Origin of the sequence: Micromonospora qiuiae, from assembly GCF_016863555.1 — a bacterium.
GTDB lineage: Bacteria > Actinomycetota > Actinomycetes > Mycobacteriales > Micromonosporaceae > Micromonospora > Micromonospora qiuiae.
The window spans coordinates 169,411-189,191 of record NZ_BOPC01000013.1; the positions used below are offsets into that span (position 1 = coordinate 169,411).

Sequence of the window (19,781 nt, forward strand, 5' to 3'; positions counted from 1 at the left end):
TGCGGCCCGCGTCGGGTCCCCCGTTCCTGACGCCGCAGGCCGCCGCCGGGCCGCTGACAGGTCCCGTGTCAGCGGCCCGGCCTTCCCGAAGACAGGGCCTGCGGCCTTCCCCGGGAGCAGGGCGCCCGGCAACGCGGCGATCAGCCTGCGGTGGACGCCGCCGCAACGGGCATCGGGTCGTCGCCCCCGGCCGCCTGATGGAACTGGGACTGGTAGAGCCGGTGATACGGGCCGTGCGCGGCGAGCAGTTGCTCGTGGGTGCCCTGCTCGACGATGCGGCCGTGCTCCATCATCAGGATCAGGTCGGCGTCGCGGATCGTGGAGAGCCGGTGCGCGATGACGAAGCTGGTCCGCTCCGATCGCAGCGCCGCCATTGCCCGTTGGAGCAGCACCTCGGTACGGGTGTCCACCGAGCTGGTCGCCTCGTCGAGGATCAGCAGTGCGGGTTCGGCGAGGAACGCCCGGGCGATGGTGATGAGCTGTTTCTCGCCGGCGCTGACGTTGCTGCCCTCCTCGTCGATCACCGTGTCGTAGCCGTCCGGCAGGCTGCGTACGAAGCGGTCCACGAAGGTGGCCCGAGCGGCGGCGAGGATCTCCTCCTCCGTCGCGTCGGGCCGGCCGTAGGCGATGTTGTCGCGGATGGTGCCGCCGAACAGCCAGGTGTCCTGGAGCACCATGCCGATCCGGCCGCGCAGGTCGTCGCGGCGCAACTCGGTGATGTCCACCCCGTCGAGCGTGATCCGGCCGGCGTCCAGCTCGTAGAAGCGCATGATCAGGTTGACCAGGGTGGTCTTGCCGGCGCCGGTCGGCCCGACGATGGCCACGGTGTGACCGGGCTCGGCCACCAGGGACAGCTCCTCGATCAGCGGCTTGTCCGGGTCGTACCGGAACGAGACGCGTTCGAATTCGACCCGGCCGTGTGGGTCGGTGAAGCGTACCGGTGCGGCCGGGTCCGGGATCTGCTCGTCGGCGTCCAGCACCGCGAAGACCCGCTCCGCCGAGGCCACCCCGGACTGAAGCAGGTTGGCCATCGAAGCGACCTGGGTGAGCGGCTGGGTGAACTGACGGGAGTACTGGATGAACGCCTGCACGTCGCCGAGGCTCATCGCGCCGGAGGCGACCCGCAGCCCGCCGACCACCGCGATCGCCACGTAGCTGAGGTTCCCGATGAAGAGCATCGCCGGCATGATGATCCCGGAGATGAACTGGGCGCCGAAGCTGGCCTGGAACAGCTGCTCGTTCTTGGCGTGGAAGGCCGCCTCCACCTCGCGCCGCCGGCCGAAGACCTTGATCAGGTCGTGGCCGGTGAACGCCTCCTCGATCTGCGCGTTCAGCTCCCCGGTGTGGGTCCACTGCGCGATGAACTTCCGCTGCGACCGCTTGGCGATCTGCCCGGTCACCACGACCGACAGCGGCACCGCGACCAACGCGACCACGGCGAGCAGCGGCGAGATCCAGAACATCATGCCGAGCACACCGACCACGGTGAGCAGCGAGGTGAGCAGTTGGCTCAGGGTTTGCTGGAGGCTCTGCGAGATGTTGTCGATGTCGTTGGTGACCCGGCTGAGCAGCTCACCGCGCGGCTGCCGATCGAAATAAGGCAGCGGTAGCCGGTTGAGCTTCTCCTCCACCTCCGCCCGCAGCTGGAACACGGTCCGCTGGACCACCCCGGTGAGCAGCCAGCCCTGCCACCACATCAGCAGGCTGGCCGCCAGGTAGAGGCCCAGCGCCAGCAGCAGCACCCGACCCAGGGCCGGGAAGTCGATCCCTGCCCCGGGCACCACGTCCATCCGGGCGAGCATGTCGGCGAAGTTGTGGTTGCCGGCCGCTCGGGCCGCGGCGACGGCATCGTCGGCGCTGGTGCCCGATGGGAGCTGTTGGCCGATCACCCCGGTGAAGATCAGATCGGTGGCGTACCCGAGCACCTTGGGTCCGATCACGGTGAGCCCGACGCTGACCACCGCGAGCCCGATGACCGCACCCAGGTGCAGACGTTGCGGGCGTAGCCGGCGCAGCAGCCGGCGGGCGGTCGGCCCGAAGTTCAGGGAACGTTCCGCAGGCATCCCCGCGCCCATCCACGGTGGCCCGCCGCGCTGGCCGCCGGCCGGCAGTCGCTTCGGCGTGGGCCCGTCCGGAGCCGACGGCTGGGCCGGTACGCCGCGAACTCGTTGCTCACTCATGCCGGCTCTCCGCTTCGCTGCGTGCCGGCCTGAGGCACAAGCACGCTGAGTTGATGATTCGTTCGCTGGCGTTCACTCATGCCGGCACCTCCGTGGTCTGCTGGGACGCCACGATCTCCGCGTATGTCGGACAGTTGGTCAGCAGGTCGTCATGCCGGCCCATCCCGACCACGCCGCCGTTCTCCAGGACGATGATCTGGTCGGCACCGACGATCGTGGAGACCCGTTGGGCGACGATCACCACCGCTGCGGTGGCGGTGACCGGCCGTAGGGCCGCTCGCAGCCGGGCGTCGGTGCCGAGGTCGAGCGCGGAGAACGAGTCGTCGAACAGGTAGATCTCCGGCCGACGGACCAGGGCTCGTGCGATCGCCAGCCGCTGCCGCTGGCCGCCGGAGACGTTCGTACCGCCCTGGGTGATGGGTGTGTCCAGGCCCTCCGGCATGGCCTCGACGAAGTCCCGGGCCTGGGCGATCTCCAACGCCGCCCACAGTTCCTCGTCGGTGGCGTCCGGGTTGCCGTAGCGCAGGTTGGTCGCCACCGTCCCCGTGAACAGGTACGGCCGCTGCGGCACCAGCCCGATCCGGCGCCACAGCTCGTCCGGCGCGAGTTCCCGCACGTCGACGCCGTCGACGAGCACCGCGCCGGCGGTGACGTCGACCAGCCGGGGGATCAGGTTGAGCAGGGTCGTCTTGCCCGCGCCGGTGCTGCCGACGATCGCCGTGGTGGTGCCGGGTGTGACCCGGAACGAAACGTCTTTCAGCACCGGTTCGGCGGCGCCCGGGTACTGGAACCGCACGTTCCGCAGCTCCAACTCGGCCCGGGTCGACACCTCGGTGATCGGCGCCGGGGCGGGCACCACCGAGGAGGCGGTGTCGAGCACCTCCACGATCCGTTCGGCGCAGACCGCCGCGCGGGGCACCATCATCAGCATGAAGGTGGCCATCATGACGGCCATCAGGATCTGCATCAGGTATTGCAGGAAGGCGGTGAGCGCGCCGACCTGGATCGCTCCGGCGTCCACCCGTTCCGCGCCGAACCAGAGCACCGCCACGCTGGAGACGTTGAGCACCAGCATCACCACGGGGAAGATCAACGCCATCAGTCGGCCGGTGCGGAGGGCGGTCGCGGTCAGGTCGGCGTTCGCTGCGGCGAAGCGTCTCACCTCGTACGGCTCCCGGACGAAAGCCCGAACCACCCGGATCCCGGTGATCTGCTCCCGGAGCACCCGGTTGATCGCGTCGATGCGGGTCTGCATGAGCCGGAAGCCGGGCACCATCCGCCGGATGACCAGGCCCAGCAGGATCGCCAGCACCGGTACGCAGACCAGCATCAACCAGGAGAGCCCGACATCCTCCCGCAGCGCCATCACCACACCGCCGATGCTCATGATCGGAGCGGCGACCAGCATGGTGCAGCTCATCAGCACGAGCATCTGCACCTGCTGCACGTCATTGGTGTTCCGGGTGATCAGCGACGGGGCGCCGAAACGGGCGACCTCCCGCGCCGAGAAGGTGTTCACGTGTCCGAAGACCGCTGCCCGTACGTCCCGGCCGAAGCCCATGGCGATCCGTGCGCCGAGACGGACCGCCACGATTGCGCAGACGATCTGCACCACGCTCACCGCGAGCATCCACCCGCCGGTGCGGGTGATGTAGCCGGTGTCACCCCGGGCGACGCCGAGGTCGATGATGTCGGCGTTGAGGCTGGGCAGGTAGAGCGAGGCCATGGTGCCGACGAACTGGAGCAGCACCACGGCCGCCAGCAGTCGTTGGTACGGCCGCAGGTGACCGCGCAGCAACCGGATCAGCACGTCGGGCCTCCCGCCGCCCCGCCGGATGCCTCGTCGCTGCCGATGACCTCCAACAGGAACTGCCGGATGACGGCTGCCTTCGCCGGATCGGCGTCGACCGAGGTGAGCGGTTGCCCGGACCGGATCGCGGCGGTGAGCGCGGCCACCCGCTCCCGACCGGCCGTCGTCAGCGTGAGGTTGACACTACGTCGGTCCGTGTCGTCGCGATGTCGCTCCACCAGGCCGTCCCGTTCGAGGGTGTCCACGATGCCGGTGAGAGTGGCCGGGCGGACGAAGCACACCTCGGCCACTCGCCGGTGTGGCAGCTCACCATGCTCGGCGAGGGCCAGCAGGGTGGCCATGCCGGCCTGGGTGAGACCGTGCTCGTCGGCGAGGTAGCGATTCCACCGTTGGCCGGTGAGGTGGCCGGCGACCACCAACAGCCGACCGAGCGGCACGTCCGCCAGCTGAATCAAAGTCATGTTCGCACATTAGCCTCCTGACAATCAGGGGCCGAACGAATTTCCGCTCCAGGCCGCTCCGTGCCGAGCCGCGGGTCACCAACTGGTCGGCAGCGGCATCCCCTCGGTGTAGCCGGCGGTGCTCTGCACGCCGATCAGCACCCGCTCGTGGAACTCGTCCAGGTTCCGCGCGCCAGCGTAGGTGAAGGCGCTCCGTACGCCGGAGATGATTTCGTCGATCAGGTCCTCCACGCCGGGGCGGGTCGGGTCCAGGTACATCCGGGCCGACGAGATGCCCTCCTCGAAGATCGCCTTGCGTGCCCGGTCGTACGGGCTGTCCTCGGCGGTCCGCGCGCTGACCGCTCGCGCCGAGGCCATGCCGAAGCTCTCCTTGTACCGCCGGCCGTCCTCGTCGTTGTAGAGGTCGCCGGGCGACTCGTAGGTGCCGGCGAACCAGGAGCCGATCATCACGTTGGACGCCCCGGCGGCCAGCGCCAGTGCCACATCGCGGGGGTGCCGCACGCCGCCGTCGGCCCAGACGTGGCGGCCCAGCCGCCGGGCCGCCGCCGCGCAGTCGAGCACCGCCGAGAACTGCGGGCGACCCACCCCCGTCATCATCCGGGTGGTGCACATCGCGCCCGGACCGACGCCGACCTTGATGATGTCCGCGCCCGCCTCGACCAGGTCGCGTACGCCACCGGCGGTGACCACGTTGCCGGCGGCCACCGGGACACCCGGGTCGAGCCCGCGGACGGTCCGGAGCGCGGAGATCATCCGTTCCTGGTGACCGTGCGCGGTGTCCACGACCAGGGTGTCCACCCCCGCCTCCAGCAGCGCGGCGGCCTTGCCCGCCACGTCACCGTTGATGCCCACCGCCGCCGCGATCCGCAGCCGGCCCTGGCCGTCCACCGCCGGTGTGTAGAGCGTTGCCCGCAGCGCACCCTGCCGGGTGAGCACGCCGACCAGTCGACCCTCGCCGTCGACCACCGGGGCCAGCCGCCGCCGGCCGGCGGAGAGCCGATCGAAGCCGGTACGCGGGTCCGCGTCCGCCGGCACGGTGTGCAGCTCGGTGGACATCACGTCGCGCAGTTGGGCGAAGCGGTCCACCCCGACGGTGTCGGCGTCGGTGACCACCCCCATCGGGCGACCGGCGTCGTCGATCACGATCACCGCGCCGTGTGCCCGCTTGGGCAACAGGTGGATCGCGTCGCCGACGGTGTCGGTCGGCCCGAGCGCGATGGCGGTGTCGTACACCAGGTGCCGCTGCTTGACCCACGCGACTACCTCGGCCACCACCTCGATCGGGATGTCCTGGGGAATGACCGCGATGCCGCCGCGCCGGGCCACGGTCTCGGCCATCCGCCGCCCGGCGACCGCCGTCATGTTCGCCACCACGATCGGGATCGTGCTGCCCGTGCCGTCGCCGGTGGCCAGGTCGACATCCAACCGCGAACTCACCTCCGAGCGGGCCGGTGCCATGAAGACGTCGTTGTAGGTCAGGTCGTACGCGGGAGTCGCGCCGTTGAGGAACCGCACTCGGCCATCATTCCTGTCGTCGGTCCCCGGCGTTGTCCGTGGTAAGCGAAAACACCCGCTCAGTCGCTCTCATTCGAGCAGCAGTGCGACCGCCACCAGCACCATCACCACCGCGATCACGCCGTCGAGGACCCGCCAGACCCGAGCCCGGGCGAGCAGCGGAGCGAGCCGGTACGCACCGGCACCCAGCGCGGTGAACCAGACCACGCTGGCCGCCGCCGCGCCGAGACCGAACACCCAGCGATGCTGGTGCTGCTGGGCCAGGCTGCCGAGCAGCAGCACGGTGTCCAGATACACGTGCGGATTGAGATAGGTGAAGGCCAGACAGGCCGCCAGCGTGGCGCCGAGCCGGGCCGGCGGTCGTTCGGTGGGTGTCAGCGTGCCGGGGCGCAGCGCGCGGCGGGCGGCCAACGCCGCGTACGCGAGCAGGAACGCCGCACCGCCCCACCGGATCGCGGTGAGCAGGTCGGGGCGCCCGGTCACCACCGAGCCCACCCCGGCGATACCGAGGCCGATCAGCAGTGCGTCCGAAGCCGCGCAGGTCAGCACGACCGGCACCAGGTGCTCGCGACGCAGGCCTTGGCGGAGCACGAAGGCGTTCTGCGCGCCGATGGCGACGATCAGGGCGATGGCCAGCGAGAAACCGGCGATGGCTGAGGTGAGCACGCACCGACGGTAGGAGCACGTGCCAGCGCCGGTCCAGCTAAAGATTCTTCAGATGATTAAGGTCCGCTTCATGAATGGCCTGGATTCCATCCAGCTTCGTACGCTTGCCGCGATCGTTGCCGAGGGCAGCTTCGAGGCGGCGGCGCGGCTGTTGCACGTGACCCCGTCGGCGGTCAGCCAGCGGATCAAGGCGCTGGAGGAGACCGTCGGCCAGGTGCTCGTCCGGCGGCATCGGCCCTGCGACGCCACCGAGGCCGGCCGCCCGCTGCTCCGCCTCGCCGGTCAGCTCGCCCTGCTCGAACGGGAGGCGTTGGCCGAGGCGCGAGGGGCGGGCGTCGACCCCGGTCGTACCCGGGTCGCCGTTGTGGTCAACGCCGACTCGCTCGCGACCTGGTTCCCCGCGGCGCTGGCCCGGCTGCCGGCCGAGCCCGGGTTCTCCTTCGACCTCCGGCAGGACGACCAGGACCACAGCGCCGAACTGTTGCGTGCCGGCACGGTGATGGCCGCGGTGACTGCACAGCGCGAACCGGTGCAGGGCTGCCGGGCACGAACGCTCGGCGCGATGCGCTACCGGGCCCTGGCCGCCCCGCCGGTGGTGGACCGGTGGTTCGCCGACGGGCTCACCCGGGCGGCGCTCGCCGCCGCGCCGGTGGTGGTCTTCGACCGCAAGGACCGCCTGCAACACCGCTTTCTGCGTACGGTGGCTGGACGCGTCCTCGATCCGCCGGTGCACTACGTGCCGTCGGTGCCCGCGTTCAGCGCGGCGATCCGGCTCGGCCTCGGTTGGGGGCTGGTGCCGGAGCAGATCGCCGAGGACGACGTGGCCGTCGGCAGTTGCGTGGACATCGCACCCGGCCGGGTGGTGGACATCCCGCTCTACTGGCAGCACTGGCATCTCGACTCGCCGATGCTCATCGCGCTCACCGCCGCCGTCCGCGCAGTCGCCGCCGAGACCCTCCGCCCGGTGACCGGTTAGAAGGGGCCCCTTTCAATACACGAGGCGTTAAGAAGGGCCCCTTCCTTTCACCTCACCCGTCGATGGTGCAGATGATGGCGCCGGCGGTGATGACCGCGCCGACCTCGGCCGACAGGCCGCTGACCGTGCCCGCCTTGTGGGCGTGCAGGGGCTGCTCCATCTTCATCGCCTCCAGGACCACGACCAGGTCGCCCTCGGCGACGGTGTCACCCTCGGCGATCGCGATCTTGACGATGGTGCCCTGCATCGGGGAGGTGAGAGCCGCACCGCCCGCCGGCCCGCTGGCCATGGTGCCGCCGCCTCGGCGGGTGGGCTTCTTCGCGGCAGGTGCGCTGGCGGTCGGAGCCGCGCCGAGGCCGGCGGGAAGGGTCACCTCCAGCCGCTTGCCGCCCACCTCGACCACGACGGTCTCCCGCTCGGCCGCGACCACCTCGGCACCGGCGGTGCCGCTGAACGGCGGCACGGTGTTGTCGAACTCGGTCTCGATCCAACGGGTGTGCACGGCGAACGGCTCGGCGGTGAAGGCCGGGTCGCGCACCACCAGGCGGTGGAACGGCAGCGCGGTCGCCATCCCTTCGACCACCAGCTCGTCCAGCGCCCGGCGGGCCCGTTCCAACGCCTCGGTACGGGTCTCCCCGGTGACGATCACCTTGGCCAGCAGGGAATCGAAGTTGCCGCCGATCACGTCGCCGGCCGAGACGCCGGTGTCCACCCGCACGCCCGGACCGGTGGGCAGCCGCAGCGCGGTGACCGTGCCGGGGGCGGGCAGGAAGTTGCGCCCCGGGTCCTCGCCGTTGATCCGGAACTCGATGGAGTGCCCGCGCGGCACCGGGTCCCCGGTGAACCGCAGCTTCTCGCCGTCGGCGATGCGGAACTGCTCGCGTACCAGGTCGATGCCGGCGGTCTCCTCGGTGACCGGGTGTTCCACCTGGAGTCGGGTGTTGACCTCCAGGAAGGAGATGGTGCCGTCGTTGCCGACCAGGTATTCGACCGTGCCGGCGCCGTGGTAACCGGCCTCCCGGCAGATCGCCTTGGCGCTCTCGTGGATCTGGGCCCGTTGGGCGTCGGAGAGGAACGGCGCCGGCGCCTCCTCGACCAGCTTCTGGTGCCGGCGCTGCAACGAGCAGTCCCGGGTGCCCACCACGATCACGTTGCCGTGCTGGTCGGCCAGGACCTGCGCCTCGACGTGGCGCGGCCGGTCGAGGTACCGCTCGACGAAGCACTCACCCCGGCCGAACGCGGCGACCGCTTCCCGGGTGGCCGACTCGAACAGCTGCGGGATCTCCTCCATGCTGCGGGCCACCTTCAGGCCCCGCCCGCCCCCGCCGAACGCCGCCTTGATCGCCACCGGCAGACCGTGGTCGACGGCGAAGGCCATCACCTCGTCGGGGCTGCCGACCGGATCCGGGGTGCCGGGCACCAGCGGAGCGCCGGCCCGCTGGGCGATGTGCCGGGCGGTGACCTTGTCACCGAGGTCGCGGATGGCCTGCGGGGTGGGGCCGATCCAGGTCAGCCGCGCGTCGATGACGGCTTGGGCGAAGTCGGCGTTCTCGGCGAGGAAACCGTAGCCGGGGTGCAGCGCGTCGGCGCCGGACCGGGTGGCGATGTCGATAAGCTTGTCGATGCGTAGGTAGGTGTCCGCAGCGGTCTCACCGCCCAGGGCGTACGCTTCGTCGGCGAGCATGGCGTGCAGGGCCTCCCGGTCGGAGTCCGCGTACACCGCGACGCTGCCCAGGCCGGCATCCTGGCAGGCGCGGATGATGCGGACGGCGATTTCGCCCCGGTTGGCGATGAGTACCTTGCGCACCTTGGTGACTCCTCCCGGTGGTTACTGACCGGGAGTTTATAGCTCACCCTGGTGGCCCTAACGATCGCTCAGTGTGCGATGGCGCACCTGCCCGTCGGGCCCGCCAGGCGAAACCTTGTCGTACGTGTGTGGTCGGGTGACGGTGATGAGATGGCCGACGGTGGCTTCGAACGGGGAGTGCAAATGATCGAGACCAGAGGGCTGCGGAAGTCGTTCCGCAGCCGTGCCGGTCGGGAGACGAAGACGGTGGAGGCGGTACGCGGCGTCGACCTCGACGTGTCGGCGGGCGAGATCTTCGGGTTCCTCGGCCCGAACGGCGCCGGCAAGACCACCACCCTGCGGATGCTGGCGACGCTCATCGAGCCGGACGGTGGTCAGGCCACCATCGCCGGGGCCGACCTGCTCAAAAATCCCGGTGAGGTGCGCCGCCGGATCGGCTACGTCGCCCAGGGCGGCAGCACCTGGGACGAGTCCACCGCGCGGGAGGAACTGGTCCTCCAGGCCCGGATGTACGGCATCGCCAAGGCTGAGGCGCAGCGGCGGGCCGCCCGGGCGCTGGAGGCGTTCCAGCTCACCGAGTTCGCCGACCGCAAGTGCAAGACGTACTCCGGTGGGCAACGACGCCGCGTCGAGATCGCACTCGGCATCATCCACGAGCCGAAGATCGTCTTTCTGGACGAGCCCACCACCGGGCTCGACCCGCAGAGCCGGGCCCACATGTGGGACGAGATCCGGCGGCTGCGTACCGACGGGATGACGGTTTTCATCACCACGCACTACCTGGACGAGGCGGACGCGCTCTGTGACCGGATCGCGATCATGGATCACGGCGAGGTGGTCGCCGAGGGCACGCCGGCCGAGCTGAAGCGGGAGATCTCCGGCGACGTGGTGCAGGTCGGCCTCGACCTCACCGCCGCCAACGCGGTCGGAAAGCTGCTCGAGGGCGAGGAGTACGTCAACCGGCTGGAGCCCCTCGACGAGGGCGCACTGCGTCTCTTCGTCGACGACGGCGCCACCGCCATCCCCCGGATCCTGCGTCGCATCGACGGGGCCGGGCTCGACCTCAAGTCGATCGAGCTGCACCGCCCGAGCCTCGACGACGTTTTCCTCACCAAGACCGGCCGCTCGCTGCGCGAGTCCTGACACCGCCCAGGAGATCCCATGAAGCTCGCCCGTGACACCTGGCTGATCTTCCAGCGGCAGCTGCACCTGCTGCTGCGCAACCCCGTGTGGGTTTTCGTCGGCGTCTTCCAGCCGGTGATGTATCTACTGCTGTTCGCCCCGCTGCTCAAGCCCGCACTGAACGCGCCGACCCAGGCAGAGGCGTACAAAATCTTCGTGCCCGGCCTGTTGGTGCTGCTGGCCATCTTCGGCGGCCTGTTCCAGGGCTTCGGTCTGATCGCCGAGCTGCGCGCCGGGGTCATCGAACGCTCCCGGGTCACTCCGGTCAGCCGGCTCGCCCTGCTGCTCGGCCGCTCACTGCGCGACGTGGTGTCGCTGCTGGCCCAGGCGGTCATCATCACCGTGCTCGCGCTCCTGTTCGACCTGCGCGTCTTCATCGGTGACCTGCTGCTCGCGTACCTCATGCTCGCCCTGATCGCGCTGATGACCTCGGCGGTCTCCTACGGCGTCGCGCTGAAGGTCAAGAGCGAGGACGCGCTCGCCCCGCTGATGAACACGGTGGCCCAGCCGGTGCTGCTGCTCTCCGGCATCCTGCTGCCGCTCGCCTTCGCGCCCGGCTGGTTGCAGGGCATCGCCAGGTGGAACCCGTTCTCCTGGGCGGTCGACGGCACCCGGGCATTGTTCAACGGGGACATCGGCAACGACCGGGTCTGGCAGGGCTTGACCATCATCACCGTGCTGGCCGCCGCCGGCGTCTTCTGGGCCGCCCGCCAGTTCGCCCGCAGCGTCCGCTGAAGTGTAAGGAGGGGCCCCTTATTAACGCCTGCGGTATAGGAGGGGCCCCTTATTAACCCGCTGGCGTGCGACCGGTCAGTGCACCCGCGCGAGGGTCAGGCCGTCCGCGATCGGCAACATGACCGCGTCGACCCGCACGTCGGCCAGGACATCGTCGTTGAACGCGGCTACCGCCCGGTCGTCGGCGCTCTGCGGCGCGATCACCCGGCCATGCCGCAGCACGTTGTCGACAGCGATCACGCCACCCGGGCGCATCCGCGGCACCAGCTCGTCCCAGTAGATCGGATAGCCGATCTTGTCGGCGTCGATGAACGCGAAGTCCAGGTACCGCTCGTTCGGCAACTCCCGCAGTCGCTCTCCGGCCGGCCCGATGCGCAGCTCGATCCGGTCGTCCACACCGGCGCGCGCCCAGTACCGGCGCGCAACGTTGGTGTACTCCTCCGAGATGTCGAAGCAGGTCAGCCGGCCGCCTTCGGCGAGCCCACGGGAGATCGCCAGCGAGGAGAGACCGGTGAAGGTGCCCACCTCCACCGCCTCCCGTGTGCCGAGCAGCCGGGTCAGGAACGTCAGGAAGGCGGCCTGCTCCGGTGCGATCTGCATGGAAGCCTGCGCGGGTAGGAGGGCCAGCGTCTCCTCGGCCAGGTCGCGGACCACAGCGTCCGGCGGCGCGCCGTGCGCGACGAGGTACGTGTGCAACTCGTCGGTGAGCGGGATCGACTTGAGCGTCATGCTTGGACGTTAACCGAGCGGCTCGATCAACTGGTTGCCCGGCGCGACCTTCGTCCACAGATCCGTGATCCGCAGATCCAAGTCGGCGAGCAGCCGCCGCAGCAGCGGTAGGGAAAGCCCGACGACGGTGCCCGGGTCGCCCTCGATCCGCTCCACAAAGGCCCCGCCGAGCCCGTCGATGGTGAACGCGCCGGCCACCGCGAGCGGCTCGCCCGTGCCGACGTATGTTGCGATCTCGTGGTCGCTGATGTCGGCGAAGTGCACGACCGTGGAGGCCACCGCCTCGGCCCGACGCCCGCCCTCCACGTCGATGAGACAGTGGCCGCTGTGCAGCACGCCGTTGCGGCCGCGCATCCGTTCCCACCGCCGGGTAGCGTCGCCGGCATCCTCGGGTTTGCCGAGAATCTCGCCGTCGAAGGCGAGCACCGAGTCACATCCCAACACGAGCGTGCGCTGGTCGTCGGTGGGCCGCAACCGGGTCAGCACCGCCTGCGCCTTGAGCCGGGCCAGTTCCAGGCAGAGTTCCTCGGCCTGCTCGGTCACCACGAGCGATTCGTCGACCCCGCTGACCAGCACCTCCGGCTCGATGCCGGCGGCCTGGAGGGTCTTGCGGCGGGCAGGACTCGCCGAGGCGAGCACCAGACGGAGCGGCAGGGCATCAGACACGCCGCCGAGGTTACCGGTTGCCTAGCGCGCCACGCGCCCACTACCGCCTGGATCTCGTCGTCCGTCACGGGCGGTAACCCCGTGGGCCCGTCTTTCTTGAGAGCGTTATGTCATACAGAAATAAATATGTCACAGTGAAATATCGTCCAAAAGGAAGATGGCCTCCCGCCCCTGATCGGGCCCGTGCCAGCTGCTCCGATCGGGGATGCCGCCTCCGCCTGGGCGCCTCAGCGGCTGATCCGCGGTGGCGGATCATCGGATCTGCGCCGGCGACGAGCAAACAACCCCCAGGCACCGCCAGCCGCCAGCAACACGCCGAGGGTCACCAGGCCACGCACCGTCGCGGCACTGCTCTCTTGGTCGGCCCGCGGCCCATCCGCCGCCGTGGTCGGGCCACCGTCGTCCGGCGCGGTCGCCGGCACCGATTCAAAACCCCTCGGCGGTACGTCTGCCGTCAGCGCCGCCACCAGGTCGATCACCCCGTACCCGTACTGGTCGTCGCGGCCAGGCGGCCCTTTGTCGATCGCAGTAGCGGTCAACCGATGCGCCACCTCGTCCGCCGGAAGGTACGGATACTTCGCCCGAATCAACGCCGCCGCCCCCGCCACAATCGCCGCAGCCCCAGACGTACCCGTGCCAACTCGATATCCGCCGTTGATGCCAGTGCTGTAAATCTCAACTGCTGGCGCTACAATGTCAATCTCTTGTCCGATTACTGAAACGTCGGCATGTCTTCCGTCTCGGTTAATGCCGCCAACGGCAATCACATTCGGATAGGCTGCAGGGAACCCGATGTGCTGGTCATCCGGTTGGTTTCCAGCTGCTGCGACAAGCACGATGTCCGCTTGAGCTGCCGCCTGAACTGCCTGTTGAACCTCGGCGCCAGGAGCGCCAGTGGACGAAATGCTAATTACACGAGCCCCATTCTGGGTCGCGTAGCCGATAGATTGAGCAAGTCCGCCTGCCTCTCCATGAGGGCCATCTATTTTGAAGCGAACCGGCAGTATCTTCGCCTCTGGTGCAACGCCCAGTGCTCCTTTGTCTGGCGTTTGGCCATGGGCGGCTATGAGCCCGCCCATTCCAGTGCCATGGCCGTCTCGATCCTGTCGGCCGTCGCCGCTTTCACCAGGGATGACATTAGCGCCTGAAAGCAGGTTACTCCGAAGGTCTGGGTGTGGATCGACTCCCGTATCCACTACGGCAACGACTACCCCATCGCCTCTGCTGATCGCGTGGGCGCTGCTGATCCCGAGAAAATCGAGATGCCATTGCTTATTACGAATCTTGCTGGCCTCCGTTGCTATTGCTGGTGCGATCAACGCATTAGCCTGCAAAGACAAGGTGGGAGTCGGAATGAGTAGCGAGGTGCAGATAAAGCTAGCCCACACCCTTGTGGCGTAAATCATCACCGATTAATGCCGATAGCGGGGCCGGGGTCGATTGGCCCCTCGTCGTCGGGTGGTTGAACCACCGGGCTCACTCCTCGATCCGTCTCCCAGGGATTGTCCGGGTCCCACTGGCGCAGCTCTTCGTAATCTTTTTTGTTGTCGCCGGGCCGAGCGGGCGCGCCGCCTATCCCGCTCGCGTTCGAGATTCCCATTTGGGGCGGTGGCGTGCTGGCAATTGGGAACTTTTGGGTTCCGTTAAATCCCTTGCCCCCGGCCGGGCGTGAACCAGCTGCGCCCGTCGGGGCGGTGCCGGCTCCACCACCGCCGATTACCCCACCGATTGGATTGACCCGTCGGGGCTGGTCGCCGCTCGCTGCGGGGCGGCTTAGGTTGGAACCTGGGTCTCCGCCGATCACGCCTCCATATGGCATCGATCGCGGGTTTGGCCTTTCACCGCTTGGCCGGCCGACCTGGCCAGCTTGGATATGCCCGGGGTTTGGGATAGCGGGTCGTGGTAGCCCGGGGGGCAGCGGTGCCGACGGCGTACCTAGGCCTGACGGCGGCGAGGTGGGCGATCCCACGAGATTTGTGGGATTGGGAGGGGCGGGCGCTGGGCCGGGGGTGGCCATACCCAGAATTGGGCCCGCCTTGGGAGCGCTGGACATTGGTACCGGCCGCGTCGGCGAGGGCAGGCTGCTAGGTGATTGAGCGCTGCGGGGCGCAGTTAGTGGCACGGGCACGATAGGGGGAATGATCGGGACCGCGGCTGTGGGAAGATTTCCTTCGAACGGCGGCTGATCTCTGGCTGGTTGGGCTCGCTGTGGCGGTGGGGGTTGGCGGAGCATCACTTGGGCTTGCTGGAGTTCTCCGCTGAGTCCGTACATGATGCCGCGTGCCTGGATGTTCAGGCGTTCCAGGTCGGTGTCGGTGACCGGCGGCTGGCTCGTCCTGCTGCCGGCGGCGGCCTTCGGGTCGGCTGCTGACTCTTCCCATGCTCGCTTCTGTTGGAGCTTGCTGGCGTACTCGTCGTAGATCTTCTTCAGTTCGCTGCGGGTGCTGGTGAGCGCCTGGGTGGCGGCCGACAGTGCGCTCTGGTTGGCGGCGGCGGCATCGTGCGTGTGTTGTACCTGCTCGATCAGGTCGTCCAACTCGGCGAGGTACACGCGGGCTGCGGCGTTGGTCTCTGGCGGCCAGGCCTTTGCCAGGCCGTCGCGGTATGTCCGGAGCCGGTCGAGGTGTTGGCCGGCCAGGTCGCAGACCTTGCGCCAACCGGCCACGTGCCGCCAGTGGTGATCGGTCTGGTGGTCCTGGAGGCAGGCCCACATGTCGGCGACGTTCATGAGGTACCAGTCGGTGAGGCCGCCGCTGCGGCCGACGCCGGGTTCTCTCATGGCAGCACCACCGGGTTCACGTTGTCGGGTCCGGTGGGGTCGGTGAGCGACGGCGATGGCCCGGGTCGCATGGAGGCGGCCCCGGCCCGGTTGAGTGCCTGCTCGACGTCGGTCACCCGCGCGGCGGAGAACGCGTCCGCCGTGCCGTACCGCTCGGCGACCTGGCCTGCGGCAGCGGCCAGGTGGCCGGTGGTGTGGCCGAGGCCCCAGACGGCGTTCGCGGCGGCCTGCTGGGTCTCCCAGTGCGCCCGCATGAAGTGCACCAACTCGATGAACGCGTCTGCCGGGTCGGGCACCTTGGCGAGCATGTCGTTGGCGATGTACGGCAGGTGGGTCGCGTAGTTTTTCTCCACCTCGGCGTGTAGCCGGTCGGCGAACTCCCGCAGCTGCCGGATATCCGCATCGATGCCGCCGGAACCGCGTAACCAGGACGCTGGTCGATCCTCCTCGGGGATCATCGGCCCTCCCAAACTGTCACGGCTTCGTTCCCCTGAGTGAGGTTAGTGGGTGCCCGCCGCCCTCGGGAGCCCCAGCCGCCAAGCCGGGACCCGGCGCGTCGGGGCGCCGCCGGGCGCTTCGGGGTCAGTTCGGCAGCCCGGAGGCGCGCCATGCGCCAGGACCGGGCAGGTGGCCCGTGCCCGCCGGGCGGCCACTGCGCGCCCAGGCCGAAGCCGGAGCCGGGGACGGCGGGGCTGCCGGGCGGGATCGCGCGAGGAGCGCGCCGACCAGCGCGGCCACCTCCTCGGCCGTCGGGGCGCCGCGCACGATCCGGAACAGCGGCTCATCCACAGGCATGTCCTCAGCGTACGCGGCATGGCCTTGATCTTCGTCGCACAGTGGCGTGCCGGCGGTGTGACCTTCAGCGTTGCCGGGTACCGTCTCAGCGATGTCTGACGCTTCCTCCCCCCAACTCGTCGCCGACCGGTACCGGCTCATCTCGCCGCTCGGTCAGGGCGGCATGGGCCGGGTTTGGAAGGCCCGCGACGAGGTGCTGCACCGCGACGTCGCGATCAAGGAACTCGTACCGCCGCCGGGTCTGACCGACGACGAGCGCCGCGAGATGCGCGAGCGTTCGCTGCGCGAGGCCCGGGCCATCGCCCGTCTCAACAACATCAATGTGGTACGCATCTTCGACGTGCTCCGCACCGACGGCGACCCGTGGATCGTCATGGAGTACGTGGCGTCCCGGTCCCTGCAGGACACTCTCGCGGCGGACGGGCCGGTGTCCCCGGCGCGGGCGGTGGAGATCGGGCTGGGCGTGCTGAACGCGCTGAAGGCCGCGCACAAGGCTGGCATCATGCACCGCGACGTCAAGCCCGGCAACGTGCTGCTCGGCAACGACGGCCGGGTGGTGCTGACCGACTTCGGCCTGGCGACGATCCCCGGCGACCCGAACGTCACCCGCACCGGCATGGTGCTCGGCTCGCCCGCGTACATCGCTCCGGAACGCGCCCGGGACGGCACGTTCGGGCCCGAAGCCGACCTGTGGTCGCTGGGCGCCACGCTCTACGCCGCGGTGGAGGGCAAGTCGCCGTACGCGCGCCCGTCAGCGATCGCCACCCTGGCCGCGCTCGCCACCGAACCGGTGCCGCCGGCGCGCAACGCCGGCCCCCTCAAGCAGGTGCTCGCCGGGCTGCTCCGCAAGGATCCCCAGGAGCGCATCACCGCCGAGTCCGCCGAGCGCATGCTGCGCAAGGCGAGCGGCCGGCGGGCACGCGGCATCTCGCTGCTCGACGGCGTACGCCGGCCGGGGCCGAACGGTCCGCGTGAGCCGCGCCCGCCACTGGTGCCGGGGCCACGACCGGCCGGGGAGCGGACGGCCACGCCGTCCGCCCCGGTCACTCCGCCCGCGCCCCGTACGCCCCCGCTGTCCGCCCTCGCCGCTGGCGTTGCCGGCTCCGCGCAGGACCGCTCGACCGATGCCCCGTCCGGCTCGGACACGACGCCGACGGCGAAGGTGGACAGCGCCGCCCCGGATGCGGTCACCGCCCCGACGACCAGGGTGGACGCGCCCACCGTCGAGCCGGATGCCGCGCCGACGGCGAAGGTGGACGCCGTGGAGACAGCCGCCCCGGCGGGCGAGCAGGACACCTCGCCCACTGCTGCAAGCAAGGACTCCGCCGCCGGGGAGAAGGACGGCGACGAGGACGTGCCGGGCCACGACGTGTCGGGTGAGCGGGGGGACTCGCCGCCACCGGCGAAGGACGTCGCTCGGGCCGTACCTCAGCGGACCTCGCTGCTGCCCGCGGCGCCGGTGAGCCCGGCACCGGCTCGCGGCTCCGTCTTCAGAGCCGGCCAGCTGCGATCGGAGAAGACCCGTCGCGCCGTCCTCGTGGGTGCCCTGGTCGCCCTGCTGTTGGTAGGTCTGGTGGTGATCGTGCCGCTGCTCAGCAGTGGCGACGGAAACGAGGGGGAGACCCCGCAGGGCACGGCCGGCACCTCCGAGGCGAGCCCTGCGGCGACCTCCGAGGCACCCGCCCCACCACCACCCACCAGCGCCGCTCCGCCCAGCCCGTCCGCTTCGCCCAGCCCGTCCGAGGCCGCCGCCGGTGGCCTGCCGCAAGGGTGGACGATGCGTAGCGACCCGGTGGGCTTCAAGGTGGCGGTGCCGGACGGCTGGCGGCGCAGCGCCGGTGGCACCTGGGTCAAGTACCGGGACCCGAACGGCGTCAGCGAACTGACCATCGACCGCACCGACCGGCCGCAGCGGGACGCCGCCGCGACTTGGCGGCAGCTCGAACCGGGCCGGAAGAACGTCCGTGGCGTGCAGGATTACCGGCTGATCGACATCTCGCCGCTGGACTGCAAGTGGCGGACCTGCGCCGACTGGGACTGGTACCAGACCCGCAACGGGGTCAAGATCCGGGTCCGTAACCGGGGTTTCGTGACCGCCAGCAACCGGGGTTTCGCGCTGCGCTGGGAAGTGCCGGACAGCGAGTGGGCAGCGCAGCTGCCGAACTTCGAGACGGCCTTCCGGGAGTTCGTGCCGGACCGTCAGGATTGATCCGAGGCATGCCCTCCTCCGTTTCGGGGTACTTGATCTCCGACGACGGAAGGGAGGCCCGAAATGGGTTACCGAGAATGGGATGCCCGGCCCCGTCTGGCACTGTGGACGCTCGTGGTGCTGGGTAACGTCGTACTGCTGGTCACTGCCGCTGGTGCCGCCGTGCTGGCCACGCTGGTCAGTGTTCTGACGCTGGCCGGAGCCGCGTTCGTCGGCTGGAGTGTGACCCGCCGGGGCACCGCTACTCGTCGTGGCGGCATGAGCGTGCCGGCCGGGCTCGCTGCCCGGCGGCGAGTCTGAGAGTGACCGCGCTGGCGGAGGCTGCGGGTGGGCACCGCCGGCAAGAGCTGTGAGCGGCGGCGGGCCGGCGGCCTGCTACGAGCAGGGACGCCGACCCGCCGCCGTACGTCAGGTGTTGTTGGCCAGGGCGATCAGCCGGCTGCGGTCGCCGTTCCAGTAGTTGCGGTCGACCGCGCCGCTGATGCCGGCGACGCTACCGGAGTCGGTGTACTGCCAGAAGCTCCAGAACGGGGCGCCAGCCGGCAGGGCGCCCACCGAGGAGGACCAGCGGGCGACCCAGAGCGGGTGGTTGTTCCATGGGCCGGTCCAGCTTCCGGTGCACTGGTTCCAGAAGCTGGTGGTGGTGTAGATGACTGCGTAGCGGCCGGTGCGCGACCGGTAGGTGTTGAGGAAGTCCTGCACCCAGTTGCGCATCGCGGTGGTGCTCAGGCCGTAGCAGTACCCGCCGCTGTACGGGTTGGCCTCCAGGTCCAGCGCCGCCGGCAGGGTGCGGCTGTCGGCCGACCAGGCGCCGCCGTTGGACGCCAGGTAGTTTGCCTGGACCGCGCCGGAGGAGATGTTGGGCCGGGCGAAGTGGTACGCGCCGCGGATCACTCCCGCGTTGTACGCGTTGACGTAGTTCGCGTTGAAGTTCGGGTCCTTGTAGCTCGTACCCTCGGTGGCCTTGATGAAGGCGAACTGGATGCCGGCGTTGCGGACGCTCGTCCAGTTGATGGTGCCCTGGTAGCGCGAGACGTCGATGCCGGGAACGGTGGCCGCGGCGGCCGGGGTCGCGGTGGCGACGAGCCCGGCGGCAGCGGTCGCGAGCACGGTGAGCGCGGCGGCGGTCAGCCTGCGCAACGATGATCTGGTACGACCCATGACGTCCTCCTGAGACGGGTGTCGATTGACAGCCATCTTTGAAGGTGGGCCGCCGACGAATCAATGGATGCCAGGAAAACTTTAGACGTATCGACTGTGGTGCCGGCCCA

18 protein-coding genes are annotated in these 19,781 nt (G+C 69.7%); 5 read left to right on the forward strand and 13 right to left on the reverse strand.

The genetic code is table 11. The features are described 5' to 3' along the window. Positions 1-140: 140 nt before the first annotated feature. The 5 genes from Vqi01_RS05470 to Vqi01_RS05490 all read right to left on the reverse strand — a co-directional run bounded on the left by Vqi01_RS05470 (position 141) and on the right by Vqi01_RS05490 (position 6,632). Positions 141-2,180, reverse strand: coding sequence for an ABC transporter ATP-binding protein (locus Vqi01_RS05470; RefSeq protein ID WP_204033392.1), 2,040 nt, complete (start codon positions 2,178-2,180; stop codon positions 141-143). 76 nt (positions 2,181-2,256) lie between these two features. Next, entirely contained in the window at positions 2,257-3,990 is a 1,734-nt protein-coding gene (locus Vqi01_RS05475) for an ABC transporter ATP-binding protein (protein ID WP_204033393.1), read from the reverse strand. Next, positions 3,984-4,451, reverse strand: a complete 468-nt coding sequence (locus tag Vqi01_RS05480; RefSeq protein WP_204033395.1) for a MarR family winged helix-turn-helix transcriptional regulator — start codon at positions 4,449-4,451, stop codon at positions 3,984-3,986. Before Vqi01_RS05480 ends, Vqi01_RS05475 begins: the two co-directional genes overlap by 7 nt. A gap of 75 nt (positions 4,452-4,526) precedes the next feature. Then, the gene (locus Vqi01_RS05485) at positions 4,527-5,966 is read right to left on the reverse strand and encodes a GuaB1 family IMP dehydrogenase-related protein (protein WP_204033396.1); all 1,440 of its coding nucleotides are present in this window, start codon (positions 5,964-5,966) and stop codon (positions 4,527-4,529) included. A gap of 69 nt (positions 5,967-6,035) precedes the next feature. After that, positions 6,036-6,632 carry a LysE/ArgO family amino acid transporter gene (locus Vqi01_RS05490; RefSeq protein ID WP_204033397.1) on the reverse strand — a complete coding sequence of 199 codons (597 nt, stop codon included), beginning with the start codon at positions 6,630-6,632 and terminating at the stop codon, positions 6,036-6,038. Positions 6,633-6,702: 70 nt separating this feature from the next. Between Vqi01_RS05490 and Vqi01_RS05495 the strand changes: the two genes are divergently transcribed. After that, positions 6,703-7,608, forward strand: coding sequence for a LysR family transcriptional regulator ArgP (locus Vqi01_RS05495; RefSeq protein WP_204033398.1), 906 nt, complete (start codon positions 6,703-6,705; stop codon positions 7,606-7,608). Positions 7,609-7,660: 52 nt separating this feature from the next. On the opposite strand, the gene Vqi01_RS05500 is transcribed toward Vqi01_RS05495, so the two are convergent. Next, entirely contained in the window at positions 7,661-9,415 is a 1,755-nt protein-coding gene (locus Vqi01_RS05500; RefSeq protein ID WP_204033400.1) for an acetyl/propionyl/methylcrotonyl-CoA carboxylase subunit alpha, read from the reverse strand. A 183-nt stretch (positions 9,416-9,598) separates the two neighbouring features. Here Vqi01_RS05500 and Vqi01_RS05505 point away from each other — a divergent pair, with 183 nt between their 5' ends. Both Vqi01_RS05505 and Vqi01_RS05510 read left to right on the forward strand, forming a co-directional pair. After that, complete coding sequence (locus Vqi01_RS05505; protein WP_204033401.1) at positions 9,599-10,558, forward strand: ATP-binding cassette domain-containing protein; 960 nt, start codon at positions 9,599-9,601, stop codon at positions 10,556-10,558. An 18-nt stretch (positions 10,559-10,576) separates the two neighbouring features. Then, the gene (locus Vqi01_RS05510) at positions 10,577-11,332 is read left to right on the forward strand and encodes an ABC transporter permease (protein WP_204033402.1); all 756 of its coding nucleotides are present in this window, start codon (positions 10,577-10,579) and stop codon (positions 11,330-11,332) included. Positions 11,333-11,407: 75 nt separating this feature from the next. Here Vqi01_RS05510 and Vqi01_RS05515 read toward each other — a convergent pair whose 3' ends face one another. The 6 genes from Vqi01_RS05515 to Vqi01_RS05540 form a co-directional block, all read right to left on the reverse strand. Then, the gene (locus Vqi01_RS05515; RefSeq protein ID WP_204033403.1) at positions 11,408-12,061 is read right to left on the reverse strand and encodes an O-methyltransferase; all 654 of its coding nucleotides are present in this window, start codon (positions 12,059-12,061) and stop codon (positions 11,408-11,410) included. 9 nt (positions 12,062-12,070) lie between these two features. Next, the gene (locus Vqi01_RS05520; RefSeq protein WP_204033405.1) at positions 12,071-12,727 is read right to left on the reverse strand and encodes a Maf family protein; all 657 of its coding nucleotides are present in this window, start codon (positions 12,725-12,727) and stop codon (positions 12,071-12,073) included. A gap of 227 nt (positions 12,728-12,954) precedes the next feature. Continuing rightward, positions 12,955-14,136 carry a S8 family serine peptidase gene (locus Vqi01_RS05525; protein ID WP_372444310.1) on the reverse strand — a complete coding sequence of 394 codons (1,182 nt, stop codon included), beginning with the start codon at positions 14,134-14,136 and terminating at the stop codon, positions 12,955-12,957. Further along, on the reverse strand, positions 14,133-15,506 hold the full coding sequence (locus tag Vqi01_RS05530; protein WP_204033406.1) for a hypothetical protein: 1,374 nt from the start codon (positions 15,504-15,506) through the stop codon (positions 14,133-14,135). The genes Vqi01_RS05525 and Vqi01_RS05530 overlap by 4 nt, the downstream gene beginning before the upstream one ends. Beyond that, entirely contained in the window at positions 15,503-15,964 is a 462-nt protein-coding gene (locus Vqi01_RS05535) for a hypothetical protein (RefSeq protein ID WP_204033407.1), read from the reverse strand. The genes Vqi01_RS05530 and Vqi01_RS05535 overlap by 4 nt, the downstream gene beginning before the upstream one ends. A 124-nt stretch (positions 15,965-16,088) precedes the next feature. Then, positions 16,089-16,301, reverse strand: coding sequence for an acyl-CoA carboxylase subunit epsilon (locus tag Vqi01_RS05540; RefSeq protein WP_204033408.1), 213 nt, complete (start codon positions 16,299-16,301; stop codon positions 16,089-16,091). A gap of 91 nt (positions 16,302-16,392) precedes the next feature. Between Vqi01_RS05540 and Vqi01_RS05545 the strand changes: the two genes are divergently transcribed. Both Vqi01_RS05545 and Vqi01_RS05550 read left to right on the forward strand, forming a co-directional pair. Beyond that, positions 16,393-18,510, forward strand: coding sequence for a serine/threonine-protein kinase (locus Vqi01_RS05545; RefSeq protein ID WP_204033410.1), 2,118 nt, complete (start codon positions 16,393-16,395; stop codon positions 18,508-18,510). Between the two features lie 63 nt (positions 18,511-18,573). Beyond that, on the forward strand, positions 18,574-18,810 hold the full coding sequence (locus Vqi01_RS05550) for a hypothetical protein (RefSeq protein ID WP_204033411.1): 237 nt from the start codon (positions 18,574-18,576) through the stop codon (positions 18,808-18,810). 108 nt (positions 18,811-18,918) lie between these two features. On the opposite strand, the gene Vqi01_RS05555 is transcribed toward Vqi01_RS05550, so the two are convergent. Continuing rightward, complete coding sequence (locus Vqi01_RS05555) at positions 18,919-19,671, reverse strand: GH25 family lysozyme (RefSeq protein WP_204033412.1); 753 nt, start codon at positions 19,669-19,671, stop codon at positions 18,919-18,921. Positions 19,672-19,781: the final 110 nt, after the last annotated feature.